General features: G+C 54.6%; 8 protein-coding genes. All 8 read left to right on the top strand.

Translation table 11 applies throughout. The features are described from left to right. Nucleotides 1-88: 88 nt before the first annotated feature. The 8 genes from N0B36_RS13200 (at nt 89) to recD (ending at nt 13,629) form a co-directional block, all read left to right on the top strand. Nucleotides 89-559, top strand: coding sequence for a prepilin peptidase-dependent protein (locus N0B36_RS13200; protein WP_259688477.1), 471 nt, complete (start codon nt 89-91; stop codon nt 557-559). Continuing rightward, nucleotides 550-1,113 (top strand): prepilin peptidase-dependent protein, encoded by a 564-nt coding sequence (locus tag N0B36_RS13195; RefSeq protein WP_200051877.1) that lies wholly within the window; start codon nt 550-552, stop codon nt 1,111-1,113. Before N0B36_RS13200 ends, N0B36_RS13195 begins: the two co-directional genes overlap by 10 nt. Beyond that, on the top strand, nt 1,110-1,517 hold the full coding sequence (locus N0B36_RS13190; protein WP_047499364.1) for a DUF2509 family protein: 408 nt from the start codon (nt 1,110-1,112) through the stop codon (nt 1,515-1,517). Before N0B36_RS13195 ends, N0B36_RS13190 begins: the two co-directional genes overlap by 4 nt. Then, a complete protein-coding gene (locus N0B36_RS13185) occupies nt 1,502-1,825 on the top strand; it encodes a prepilin-type N-terminal cleavage/methylation domain-containing protein (protein ID WP_259688476.1) in 324 nt (107 codons plus the stop codon). The genes N0B36_RS13190 and N0B36_RS13185 overlap by 16 nt, the downstream gene beginning before the upstream one ends. A gap of 12 nt (nt 1,826-1,837) precedes the next feature. Then, entirely contained in the window at nt 1,838-5,206 is a 3,369-nt protein-coding gene (gene recC / locus N0B36_RS13180) for an exodeoxyribonuclease V subunit gamma (protein ID WP_259688475.1), read from the top strand. Between the two features lie 179 nt (nt 5,207-5,385). Continuing rightward, the gene (ptrA, locus tag N0B36_RS13175) at nt 5,386-8,274 is read left to right on the top strand and encodes a pitrilysin (RefSeq protein WP_049282203.1); all 2,889 of its coding nucleotides are present in this window, start codon (nt 5,386-5,388) and stop codon (nt 8,272-8,274) included. After that, nucleotides 8,267-11,812 (top strand): exodeoxyribonuclease V subunit beta, encoded by a 3,546-nt coding sequence (recB, locus tag N0B36_RS13170; RefSeq protein ID WP_259688474.1) that lies wholly within the window; start codon nt 8,267-8,269, stop codon nt 11,810-11,812. Before ptrA ends, recB begins: the two co-directional genes overlap by 8 nt. Beyond that, the gene (gene recD / locus N0B36_RS13165) at nt 11,809-13,629 is read left to right on the top strand and encodes an exodeoxyribonuclease V subunit alpha (RefSeq protein WP_259688473.1); all 1,821 of its coding nucleotides are present in this window, start codon (nt 11,809-11,811) and stop codon (nt 13,627-13,629) included. The genes recB and recD overlap by 4 nt, the downstream gene beginning before the upstream one ends. Nucleotides 13,630-13,656: the final 27 nt, after the last annotated feature.

The raw sequence follows: 13,656 nt of genomic DNA, 5'->3' as shown, positions 1-13,656 counted from the left end.
CCTGCAACGCGACAAATATTCCTCGTAGCTCGCCGTAGAAACCGAATTTCCCGCTCGTTATTCATTTTCCTCACGCCATACTGGCGGCATGAAAAAACAACACGGCTACACGCTTATCGAAACCCTGATTGCGATGCTGATCGTCGCGGCGCTTGGCGCCTCGGGGCTGTATGGTTGGCAGCGCTGGCAACAGCAACAGCGGCTATGGCAAACCGCCATTCAGGTGCGAGATTACCTGCTGCAACTACGTGAAGATGCTAACTGGCGTAACCGCGATCACGTCATCAGCGTGATTCGGGATGGCACATACTGGTGTTTTGTCAGCTCTGCTGCTGTGCAAACCACGTGTCTACCCGTTTCGCCCTTGGTTTTTACACCGCCCTGGGACGATGTCGAAATGGCAGAGATAACGCCTTCACTGGCCTTTTTTGGTCTGCGCAATACGGCATGGGCTGGACATATTCGCCTGAAAAATACGACAGGGGAATGGCGCGTGGTGGTGTCTGGCTGGGGGCGAATCAGGCTTTGCGAGAAAGATGAGGCCAGGTTATGTCAGTAAATGAACGGGGCTTTTCACTCCTGGAGGTGCTGATTGCTATGGCGATTAGCAGCGTTTTATTGCTTAGCTCAGCGCGATTTTTACCCGCGCTGCAGCGAGAGATCCTGCGCAACACGCGCCAGTTAGCGCTTGAAGATGAAATATGGCAGCGGGTATACACCGTGGCGAAGCATCTTCAGCGGGCAGGGTATTGCCGCGGAAACTGTGTCGGAGAAGGGCTGGAGATATCGGCTAAGGGCGACTGTGTCATTGCGCGCTGGGATGCCAATAGCAACGGCATTTGGGAGAGCAGTCCCGCGAAAGAGGCCGATACGATTGGATTTCGTTTACAGGACAAGGTACTGGAGACCCTGCGGGGAGCGACGGACTGCAATGAAAAAGGGTGGGATAAAATGACCGATCCAGCCACGATACAGATCGAGACATTTCAGGTCGAACGTCTGAATATCAGCGGATATTCCCCGCTCCTTACGCTGCGTTTGCGTGGAGTAAACAATGTCGAACCACAAAAGGTTATTGAAGCAGTCTACAGCGTGACAGGATTCAACCTGTGAACCGTGAGCGGGGCGTTTCATCTTTAGCGATGGTCTTGTTGCTATTGGTGCTCGGTAGCCTTCTGCTGCAAGGCGTTAGCAGGCAGGAGTCCCGTTTTGCTTCGCGAGTGGTCACGCAAAGTCAGGCTCTGCAGCGCCAGGCGGTGGTGCAATCCGCGATGGAATGGGGGCGTATGCAGCCCTGGCGCTTACAACTCGCCGCACAGTGCCGGCGTTATACCACGCAGGATGCCGCGGTTTGTCTGCGACTGCTTACTAATAATTTCGTGCTGCTTATAGTCCATTATGAAGGGGTATCGTTATGGCGGCAGGGGGCGATTATTGATGACAATATCGAATATTCGGCGCATGGCTGGAGCGATTTTTGTCCACTAAAGGAGCAGGCACTATGTCAGATCCCCTGAACAGACAGCGTGGCTTTAGCCTGCCGGAAGTGATGCTGGCAATGGTGCTGATGATCATGATTGTGACCGCGCTGTCAGGATACCAGCGGGCGCTGATGAACAGCTTTATCATCAGAAACCAGTATCAGCAACTCTGGCGTCACGCCTGGCAGCAAACCCAGCTGTATCAGTTTTCATCGCCTTTGAACTGGCAGGTTAACCGAATGCAGACAACGAGCGTGGGATGTGTCAGCATCAACGTTAAAATTTCTTCACCCTTGGGCAGGCAGGGTCAGATGACGCGTCTGCATTGCCCGAATCGTCAGTAGTCAGGAGTCGCTATGTTAAGGGTCTACCACTCCAATCGTCTGGATGTGCTGGAAGCGTTAATGGAATTTATCGTTGAGCGCGAGCGGCTGGACGACCCCTTTGAACCAGAGATGATCCTGGTTCAAAGTACCGGTATGGCGCAGTGGCTACAAATGACCCTTGCACAGAAGTTTAGTATTGCCGCCAACATCGATTTTCCGCTGCCCGCGAGTTTTATCTGGGATATGTTTGTGCGCGTGCTGCCGGATATCCCGAAAGAGAGCGCGTTCAGCAAACAGAGCATGAGCTGGAAGTTGATGACGCTGTTGCCGCAATTGTTGGATGGCGATGACTTCGCATTGCTGCGCCACTATCTGACGGACGACACCGATAAACGTAAGCTGTTTCAGCTTTCCTCGCGCGCGGCTGACCTCTTCGACCAGTATTTAGTCTATCGCCCTGAGTGGTTGACCCAGTGGGAAGCCGGGCGACTGGTTGAGGGACTCGGCGAATCTCAGGCCTGGCAGGCGCCGTTGTGGAAAGCGCTGGTGGAACACACCGAGGAATTGGGCCAGCCGCGCTGGCATCGCGCCAATTTATACCAACGATTTATTCAGACTCTGGAAAGTGCGTCCGAGTGCCCGCAGGGACTGCCTTCTCGCGTCTTTATTTGCGGCATTTCAGCGCTGCCGCCGGTTTATTTGCAGGCATTGCAGGCGCTGGGCAAGCACATTGATATTCATCTGCTGTTTACCAACCCTTGCCGCTACTACTGGGGAGATATAAAAGATCCCGCCTGGCTGGCGAAGCTGATGGCGCGTCAGCGTCGGCACAGCTTTGAAGAACGCCACCTGCCGCTGTTTCGCGATAGTCAGAAAGCCGAAGGATTGTTTAACAGCGATGGTGAACAGGATGTGGGCAACCCGATGCTGGCCTCGTGGGGCAAACTGGGGCGCGATTACATTTATCTGCTTTCAGAACTGGAAAATAGTCAGGAGCTGGATGCGTTTGTCGATATTACGCCTGACAATCTTTTGCATAATATTCAATCGGATATTCTTGAACTTGAAAGCCATGCCGTGGCGGGTGTTACGCTGGAAGAGTATTCGCGTAGCGACAATAAACGACGGCTTGAGCTGAACGACACCAGCGTGACTTTCCATGTTTGTCATAGCCCACAGCGCGAGGTAGAAATTCTTCATGACCGCCTGCTGGCAATGCTGGAAGCGGATCCCACGCTGACGCCGCGCGATATTATTGTGATGGTGGCGGATATCGACAGCTACAGCCCGTTTATTCAGTCGGTCTTTGGCAGCGCACCAGCTGAGCGTTACTTACCTTATGCGATTTCCGACCGTCGGGCGCGCCAGTCTCATCCTGTCTTACAGGCCTTTATTAGCCTGCTGTCGCTGCCGGATAGCCGTTTTGTCTCAGAGGATGTGCTGGCATTACTGGATGTGCCCGTGCTGGCGGCGCGTTTCAATATCGATGAAGAAGGGCTGCGCTATCTTCGGTTATGGGTCAATGAATCCGGGATTCGCTGGGGAATTGACGACGATAACGTGCGTGAACTGGAACTTCCGCCTACAGGTCAGCATACCTGGCAATTTGGTTTAACGCGCATGCTGCTCGGCTACGCGATGGAAAGCGCGCAGGGCGAGTGGCAATCGGTATTGCCATACGATGAGTCCAACGGTTTGATTGCCGAGTTGGTAGGGCATCTGGCCTCGTTGCTGATGCAGCTCAATCTCTGGCGTAGAGGGTTAGCGCAGGAGCGCCCGCTGGAAGAGTGGCTGCCCGTTTGTCGGGACATGCTTAATGATTTCTTCCTGCCGGATGCAGATACCGAAGCGGCGATGACGCTGATTGAACAGCAGTGGCAGGCCATTATCACTGAAGGTCTGGGGGCTGAGTATGGCGATGCCATACCGCTTTCTCTATTGCGTGATGAGCTGGCCCAGCGTCTTGACCAGGAGCGCATTAGCCAGCGCTTCCTGGCGGGGCCAGTTAACATTTGTACGCTGATGCCGATGCGCTCTATTCCTTTCAAGGTGGTTTGCCTGCTGGGTATGAACGATGGCGTTTATCCGCGTCAGCTTGCGCCGTTGGGCTTTGATTTGATGAGTCAAAAACCGATGAGGGGCGATCGCAGCCGTCGCGATGATGACCGCTACCTGTTTCTTGAAGCATTGATTTCAGCACAGCAAACGCTCTACATCAGCTACATTGGCCGCTCCATTCAGGACAACAGCGAGCGCTTCCCGTCGGTACTGGTGCAGGAACTGATGGACTACATCGGGCAAAGCCACTATCTGCCGGGCGATGAATCGTTGACCTGCGATCAAAGCGAGGCCCGGGTAAAAGCACACATTACTCGTTTGCATACCCGTATGCCCTTTGATGCACAAAACTATCTGCCGGGCGAACAGCAAAGCTATGCCCGGGAATGGCTGCCTGCGGCGAGCCTGTCAGGAAAAGCGCACACGGATTTTGTCCAGACGCTTCCCTTTGAGATGCCTGAAACGCTGACGCTGGAAACGCTGCAGCGATTTTGGGCTCATCCGGTAAGGGCTTTTTTCCAGATGCGGCTGAGGGTCAACTTCCGCTCTGAAGAAAGTGAGATCCCGGAAACGGAACCGTTCACTCTTGAAGGATTAACCCGCTATCAGCTTAATCAGCAATTGCTTAACACGCTGGTTGAAGAGAAGGATGCTGAACAACTGTTTCGCCGTTTTCGTGCGGCGGGCACGCTTCCCTATGGGCCATTTGGCGAAATTCTGTGGGATACGCAGCGTCAGGAGATGCAGTCGCTGGCTGAACGCATTATCGCCTGTCGTCAGCCCTGTCAGAGTATGGAAATCGATCTTAACTGTAACGGCGTGCAAATCACCGGTTGGCTGCCACAGGTGCAAGAGGACGGTTTGTTGCGCTGGCGCCCATCTTTAATAAGCATTGCGCAGGGGGTGCAACTTTGGCTGGAACATCTTGTCTATTGTGCCAGTGGCGGTACGGGAGAGAGCCGGTTGTTCCTGCGTAAAGACGGGGAATGGCGTTTTCCGCCACTGGATGCAGAGCAGGCGCTGCTGTACCTGTCGCAGCTCATTGACGGGTATCGGGAAGGCATGTCGTCACCATTGCTGGTATTGCCCGAAAGCGGCGGCGCCTGGATAAAAACCTGTTATGACGCCGTAAATGATGCCATGTTAGATGACGATGCAACGTTGCAAAAAGCGCGCAGTAAGTTTCTGCAGGCCTATGAAGGCAACATGATGGTACGGGGTGAAGGTGATGATATCTGGTATCAGCGTCTTTGGCGTCAGCTGGATGCGGCTACGCTGGAGACCATTGTTTTACAGTCTCAGCGCTACCTGTTACCGATTTTTCGCTTTAATCAGTCATGATGATTGTATAAAAATTGCGCAGTTCGATGGCTTCCACTATGATGCGCATTCTGTCACGGACTGATTCTTACAAAGAGAGGATGCTGGCTCGTTCAGCACATAGTCTTGCCCTGTTCAGACCACGTATTTATGCGTGCTTTGCTGTGAACAGGTGAATACGTTAATGATGAGGTTTGTGAATGCCCCGCAGCACCTGGTTCAGCGCATTACTGTTGTTCGTCGCCCTTTGGGTTCCCGTAAGTCAGGCAGATACCGGTTGGCAGCCTTTAGCTGAAACCATCCGTAAAAGCGATAAAGACACCCGCCAGTATCAGGCCGTGCGCCTTGATAACGGCATGGTCGTGTTGCTGGTATCCGATCCTCAGGCCGTGAAATCCCTTTCTGCACTGGTGGTTCCCGTGGGCTCGCTGGAAGATCCGGACGAGCATCAGGGGCTGGCGCATTATCTCGAACACATGTGTCTGATGGGCTCGAAAAAATACCCACAGCCGGACAGTCTGGCTGAATTCCTGAAAATGCACGGCGGCAGCCACAATGCCAGCACCGCGCCTTACCGTACGGCCTTCTATCTTGAAGTCGAAAACGACGCGTTGGTGGGGGCGGTGGATCGCCTGGCGGACGCTATTGCCGATCCGTTGCTGGATAAAAAATATGCCGATCGTGAGCGTAACGCGGTTAACTCCGAGCTGACGCTGGCGCGTACCCGAGACGGGATGCGTATGGCGCAGGTGAGTGCTGAGACCATCAACCCGGCGCACCCTGGCTCGCGTTTCTCCGGCGGAAATCTCGAGACATTAAGCGATAAACCGGGAAACCCGGTGGTGCAGGCATTACAAAAATTTCATGAAAAGTACTACTCCGCGAACCTGATGAAGGCGGTGATTTATAGCAATAAGCCGCTGCCAGAGCTGGCGCGGATAGCTGCTGACACCTTTGGACGCGTACCGAACAGAAATATCGTAAAGCCTGAAATTACCGTACCGGTAGTCACCGACGCGCAAAAGGGCGTCATCATCCACTATGTTCCGGCAATGCCGCGTAAAGTACTGCGCGTCGAGTTTCGTATCGATAACAACAGCGCGCAGTTCCGCAGTAAAACCGATGAGCTGGTGACCTATCTGATTGGTAATCGTAGCCCTGGCACGTTGTCTGACTGGCTGCAAAAGCAGGGACTGGTTGAAGGTATTCGTGCGGATTCCGATCCGGTGGTCAATGGGAACAGCGGCGTGTTAGCCATTTCCGCGACGTTAACCGACAAAGGGCTGGCGAATCGCGATGAAGTTGTTGCGGCAATTTTCAGTTATCTCAATCTGTTACGCGATAAAGGCGTCGATAAACGCTATTTTGACGAACTGGCGCACGTACTGGATCTCGATTTCCGTTATCCCTCCATCACCCGTGATATGGACTACGTGGAATGGCTGGCTGATACCATGATCCGCGTTCCTGTCGAACATACGCTGGATGCGGTGAATATTGCCGACCAGTACGATGTGAAAGCCGTTGAGCAACGCCTGGCAATGATGACGCCACAGAATGCGCGTATCTGGTATATCAGTGCGAAAGAACCGCATAATAAAACCGCTTATTTTGTCGATGCGCCTTACCAGGTGGATAAAATCAGCGACAAAACCTTTGCCGACTGGCAGCAAAAAGCGCAGGGCATTGCGCTGTCGTTACCGGAGTTGAACCCCTACATTCCGGATGATTTCACGCTGATTAAAACGGATAAAAAATACGCGCACCCGGAACTGATCGTTGATGAGCCGGATCTACGCGTGGTGTATGCGCCGAGCCAGTATTTTGCCAGTGAGCCGAAGGCTGACGTCAGCGTGATCCTGCGTAACCCGAAGGCCATGGACAGCGCTCGCAACCAGGTATTATTCGCACTTAACGATTACCTGGCGGGGATTGCGCTCGATCAGTTAAGCAACCAGGCGTCGGTAGGTGGAATTGGTTTCTCTACCAACGCTAACAATGGGTTGATGCTTAACGCCAACGGCTATACCCAACGTCTGCCGCAGCTTTTTCAGGCGCTGCTGAGCGGCTATTTCAGCTACACCTCAACGGATGAACAGCTGGAACAGGCGAAATCCTGGTATGCCCAGATGATGGATTCTGCAGAGAAGGGTAAAGCCTACGATCAGGCAATTATGCCAGTGCAAATGCTTTCTCAGGTGCCGTACTTCTCACGCGATGAGCGCCGTAAGCTACTGCCTTCCATCACCCTGAAAGAGGTGATGGCGTACCGCGACGCCTTAAAAACCGGTGCGCGGCCTGAATTCCTGGTAATTGGTAATATGAGCGCCGCTCAGGCGACGACCATGGCGCGGGATATCCAACAACAGCTTGGCGCTAACGGGTCACAGTGGTGTCGCAATAAAGATGTGGTTGTGGACAAGAAGCAGTCCGTCATCTTTGAAAAAGCAGGCAGTAGCACGGACTCCGCGCTGGCGGCGGTATTTGTGCCAACCGGATACGATGAATACGCTAGTTCAGCCTACAGCGCCATGTTAGGGCAGATTGTTCAGCCGTGGTTCTACAATCAACTGCGTACTGAAGAGCAGTTAGGCTACGCTGTATTTGCTTTCCCAATGAGTATTGGCCGTCAGTGGGGAATGGGGTTCCTGCTGCAAAGCAATGATAAGCAGCCGTCTTACCTTTGGGAGCGTTATAAAGCGTTCTTCCCGACGGCGGAAGCGAAGCTGCGGGCGATGAAACCTGAAGAGTTTGCGCAAATTCAGCAGGCGATTATTGCGCAAATGCTGCAGGCGCCGCAAACGCTGGGGGAAGAAGCCTCACAGTTAAGCAAAGATTTTGATCGCGGCAATATGCGCTTCGATTCACGTGATAAAATAGTGGCTCAGATTAAACTGCTGACGCCGCAAAAACTTGCCGACTTCTTCCATCAGGCGGTGGTTGAGCCGCAAGGCATGGCGATACTATCACAGGTTTCCGGCAGTCAGAACGGGAAAGCAGAATATGTGCACCCGGAAGGCTGGAAAGTGTGGCAGACCGTCAGCGCGTTGCAGCAAACCTTACCCCTGATGAGTGATAAGAATGAATGATGCCGCTGAGTCCCTTGATCCACTGCGCTTGCCCCTGACGGGCGAGCGCCTGATTGAAGCCTCTGCGGGCACCGGTAAAACCTTTACCATCGCCGCCCTGTATTTACGTTTACTGCTTGGACTGGGCGGCTCTGCCGCCTTTCCTCGTCCTCTGACCGTTGAAGAACTGCTCGTGGTCACCTTCACCGAGGCAGCCACCGAAGAGTTGCGCGGTCGAATTCGTAGCAACATTCATGAACTGCGAATTGCCTGCCTGCGTGAAAAGACCGACAACCCGCTATATGCCCGTTTGTTAGATGAAATCGCCGATAAAAAACAGGCCGCTCACTGGCTGCTATTGGCTGAAAGACAGATGGATGAAGCGGCGGTGTTTACCATCCACGGCTTTTGTCAGCGTATGCTCAGTCTCAACGCCTTTGAATCAGGCATGCTGTTCGAACAGCAACTGATAGAAGATGAATCGCTGCTGCGCTATCAGGCCTGTGCGGACTTCTGGCGTCGGCACTGCTATCCGCTACCCCGCGACATTGCGCAGGTGATTTTTGAAACGTGGAAAGGACCGCAGGCTCTGCTGAGAGACATCGATCGCTATCTGCAGGGGGAAGCGCCGGTCATCAAGGCTCCGCCGTCTGATGACGAAACGCTGGCTTCCCGGCACGAACAAATTCTCACGCGCATTAACCAGATCAAGCAGCAATGGCGTGATTCCGTTGATGAGCTGGATGGCCTGCTGGAAGCCTCCGGGATCGACCGGCGTAAATTTAACCGTGGTAACCAGGGTAAGTGGATCGAAAAGATCAGCGCATGGGCGCAAGAACAAACCCAAAGTTATCAGCTTCCTGACGCGCTGGAGAAATTCTCACAGCGTTTTCTGGAAGAGCGCACTAAAGCGGGCGGAATAACCCCTCAGCACCCGCTGTTTGTCGCTATTGATGAACTGCTTAGCGAACCGTTAACTCTCCGCGATCTGGTGATCACCCGGGCGCTGGCGGAGATCCGTTCGGCGGTTGCCGAGGAGAAACGACGCCGCGGTGAGCTAGGCTTTGACGATATGCTCAGCCGTCTGGATGCGGCGTTGCGCAGTGAAAGCGGCGATGCCCTGGCGACGGCTATCCGTACTCGTTTTCCGGTCGCGATGATCGATGAATTTCAGGATACCGATCCGCAGCAGTACCGTATTTTTCGCCGGATCTGGCAGCATCAGCCGGATACCGCACTGCTGCTGATTGGCGACCCAAAACAGGCGATTTACGCGTTCCGCGGCGCGGATATCTTCACCTATATGAAGGCGCGCAGCGAGGTCAGCGCACACTATACGCTCGATACCAACTGGCGTTCGGCCCCCGGCATGGTCAATAGCGTAAATACGCTTTTCAGCCAGATGGATGACGCCTTTATGTTCCGCGAAATCCCCTTTAGCCCGGTAAAATTTGCAGAAAAAAACCAGTCGTTTCGGTTTGTTTTACATGGTGAGACACAGCCAGCCATGAGCATGTGGCTGATGGAAGGGGAAAGCTGCGGCGTAGGCGATTATCAGAACTACATGGCCCAGGTGTGCGCCACGCAAATTCGCGACTGGCTTAAGGCCGGGCAGTCTGGCGCTGCGCAACTGGTCAGTGGTAAAACATCCAGTCCGGTACGCGCGTCGGATATCAGCGTACTGGTTCGTAGCCGCCAGGAGGCGGCACTGGTCCGTGATGCGCTGACGCAGCTGGCAATTCCCTCCGTCTACCTTTCCAACCGTGACAGCGTATTTGAAACGCTGGAAGCGCGGGAGTTGCTGTGGGTGCTGCAGGCGGTGATGACGCCGGAGCGTGAGAACACGCTGCGTAGCGCGCTGGCGACCTCAATGATGGGGCTGAATGCGCAGGATCTTGAAGCCTTAAATAACGACGAAAATGCCTGGGATGCGGTGGTCGAAGAGTTTGATGGCTATCGTCAGATCTGGCATAAACGCGGCGTGATGCCGATGCTGCGCGCGCTGATGACAACCCGCCAGATTGCGGAAAACCTGCTGGCGACGGCGGGGGGCGAACGCCGCCTGACCGATATTTTACATATCAGCGAACTGTTGCAGGAAGCGGGCTCGCAGCTGGAAAGCGAGCATGCGCTGGTGCGCTGGCTGTCCCAGCATATTCTTGAACCCGACAGCAACGCGTCCAGCCAGCAGCTCAGGCTGGAAAGCGACAAGCATCTGGTCAAAATCGTCACTATCCATAAATCTAAAGGGCTGGAGTATCCGCTGGTCTGGTTGCCGTTTATCACGAATTTCCGCGTCCAGGATCAGGCTTTCTACCACGATCGCAGCTCTTTTGAAGCCGTGCTGGATCTCAGCGATGCCGAGGAGAGCGTTGAGCTGGCTGAAGCGGAACGTTTGGCGGAAGACCTGCGTTTGCTCTATGTCGCGCTAACCCGTTCGGTATGGCACTGCAGCCTTGGCGTGGCGCCGTTGGTGCGACGTCGGGGCGATAAAAAAGGGGATACCGATGTGCATCACAGCGCCCTTGGTCGCCTGTTGCAAAAAGGTGAGCCGATGGATGCCGCGGGTCTGCGTAGTGCGATTGAAGCGTTGTGCAGTGATGATATTGCCTGCCAGACGCCTGCGCAGCCTGACGGTGAACGCTGGCAAGTTGCGCAGGCTGTTATCTGCGAACTGAGTGCGAAAATACTGCAGCGTACGCCCGGCGATAGCTGGCGCGTGACCAGTTATTCCGGTCTGCAACAGCGTGGGCATGGAATCGCGCAGGATCTGATCCCGCGACTGGATATTGATGCCGCAGGCGTTGGTGAGGTTATTGAAGAGTCAGGGCTTACACCGCATCAGTTCCCGCGCGGCGCTTCGCCAGGTACATTCTTGCATAGCCTGTTTGAAGATCTCGACTTTACTCAACCGGTAGATCCGAGTTGGGTCGAGGAAAAACTGGCGTTGGGCGGTTATGACGCGCACTGGACGCCGGTTTTGACCGAATGGCTGGATGCCATTTTGCAGGCGCCTCTCAACGAGACGGGCGTGAGTTTGAGCCATCTTTCCGCGCGTGAAAAACAGGTGGAGATGGAGTTTTACCTGCCGATTTCGCAGCCGCTGATGGCTAGCCAACTTGATGCGTTAATTCGCCAATACGATCCGCTCTCCGCGGGGTGCCCTGCGTTGGAATTTATGCAGGTACGCGGCATGCTGAAAGGATTTATTGACCTGGTTTTCCGCCACCAGGGGCGTTATTACCTTCTCGATTACAAATCGAACTGGCTGGGGGAAGACAGCTCAGCGTATACGCAGCAGGCGATGGCCTCTGCCATGCAGGCGCATCGCTACGACCTGCAGTATCAACTTTATACCCTGGCGCTGCATCGCTACTTGCGCCATCGCATTGCTGATTATGATTATGAACGCCATTTTGGCGGCGTTATTTATCTCTTCTTGCGTGGCATTGACAGTGAAAATCCGCAACAGGGAATTTACGCGACCCGACCTGACGGGGAGTTAATCGCCTTGATGGACGAGATGTTTGTCGGTGCGCCACTGGAGGAGATGTCATGACAATCCAGAAACGATTACTGGAAGCTGTGGAGCAAAAACAGCTCCGGCCTCTGGATGCCCAGTTTGCGCTGGCGGTTGCCGGAAATGACAACCCTGCCGTTGCGCTGGCGGCGGCGTTGCTCAGTCGTGAAGCAGGAGAAGGGCACGTCTGCTTACCACTTTCACGGTTATCCCTGAGCGAGGATGCCCATCCCCTTTTAAGCGCCTGGCTCGCTGAAGTGGGGGAGCCTGAAGACTGGACGGAATGTCTGCTGGCCTCCGGGGCGGTAAGCCGTGGTGAGCAACCCACGCCGCTGGTGCTGCACAGCGATCGCTTGTATCTGAACCGGATGTGGCATAACGAACGGGCGGTGGCTCGCTTTTTCAGTGAAGTTAACCACGCCATTGAGGTGGATGAACAACGGCTGACCCACACGCTGGCGGCGTTGTTTCCACCAGCGGAAGGTGTTAACTGGCAAAAAGTGGCCGCTGCGGTGGCGTTGACCCGTCGTATATCGGTGATCTCCGGCGGGCCGGGGACCGGAAAAACGACAACAGTTGCGAGGCTTTTGGCGGCGTTGATTCAGATGGCGGAGGGAGAACGCTGCCGTATTCGCCTGGCGGCTCCTACTGGAAAGGCGGCAGCGCGCCTGACTGCCTCGCTGGGCGCAGCGCTACGAGAACTGCCGTTAACCGAAGAGCAAAAGAAACGCATTCCCGATGACGCCAGTACGTTGCATCGATTATTAGGCGCTCAGCCAGGCAGTCAGCGCCTGCGCCATCATGCGGGAAACCCGCTGCATCTGGATGTGCTGGTGGTGGATGAAGCCTCGATGATTGATTTGCCGATGATGTCGCGCCTTATCGATGCGCTGCCGCCGCACGGGCGGGTGATTTTTCTTGGCGATCGTGACCAGCTCGCTTCCGTCGAAGCGGGGGCGGTGCTGGGGGATATCTGTGCTTTCGTCGGTGACGGGTTTACCCCGGAACGCGCCCGCCAGCTCAGTCGTCTGACCGGAAGCGCTATTCCGGCAGGTCTGGGAACTCAGGCCGCCGCTTTGCGCGACAGTTTGTGTCTGCTGCAAAAGAGTTACCGTTTCGGTAGCGATTCCGGAATCGGTCAGTTGGCTGCTGCGATTAATCGTGGTGACAAAGCCGCGCTTAAAACGGTCTTCCAGCAGGGGTTTAGCGACATTGAAAAACGCACGCTACATAGCAGCGAAGATTACGCCGCGATGTTGGATGAGGCGCTGGCGGGTTATGGGCACTATCTGGATTTACTGCGAGAGGGCGCTGAGCCGGATGCCGTCATTCAGGCCTTCAATGAGTATCAGTTGTTGTGTGCCCTGCGTGAAGGTCCGTTTGGCGTGGGTGGTTTGAATGAACGCCTTGAGCAGGTGATGGCGCAAAAACGTAAAATTCATCGTTCAACGCATAGCCGCTGGTATGAGGGAAGACCGGTGATGATCGCGCGCAATGACAGTTCGCTGGGATTATTTAACGGTGATATCGGCATTGCCCTCGATCGTGGACAGGGCCTGAGGGTGTGGTTTGCGCTGCCGGACGGTTCTATCAAATCAGTCCAGCCCAGTCGCTTACCTGAACATGAAACCACCTGGGCAATGACCGTGCACAAATCACAGGGATCTGAGTTTGACCATGCGGCATTGATTTTACCCAGTCAGCATTCACCCGTGGTTACCCGCGAGCTGGTCTATACCGCTGTCACCCGCGCGCGCCGGCGTCTGTCACTGTATGCCGATGAGCGGATATTAAGTAACGCCATTGCCACCCGCACCGAACGTCGCAGCGGATTGTCGGCGTTGTTTAATCAATAAAATTCGTTGCCGGATAAGGCATTTATA

It is taken from the genome of Citrobacter sp. XY323 (assembly GCF_025106035.1).
Lineage (GTDB): Bacteria > Pseudomonadota > Gammaproteobacteria > Enterobacterales > Enterobacteriaceae > Citrobacter > Citrobacter braakii.
This window is presented reverse-complemented; position numbering and strand designations above follow the sequence as displayed.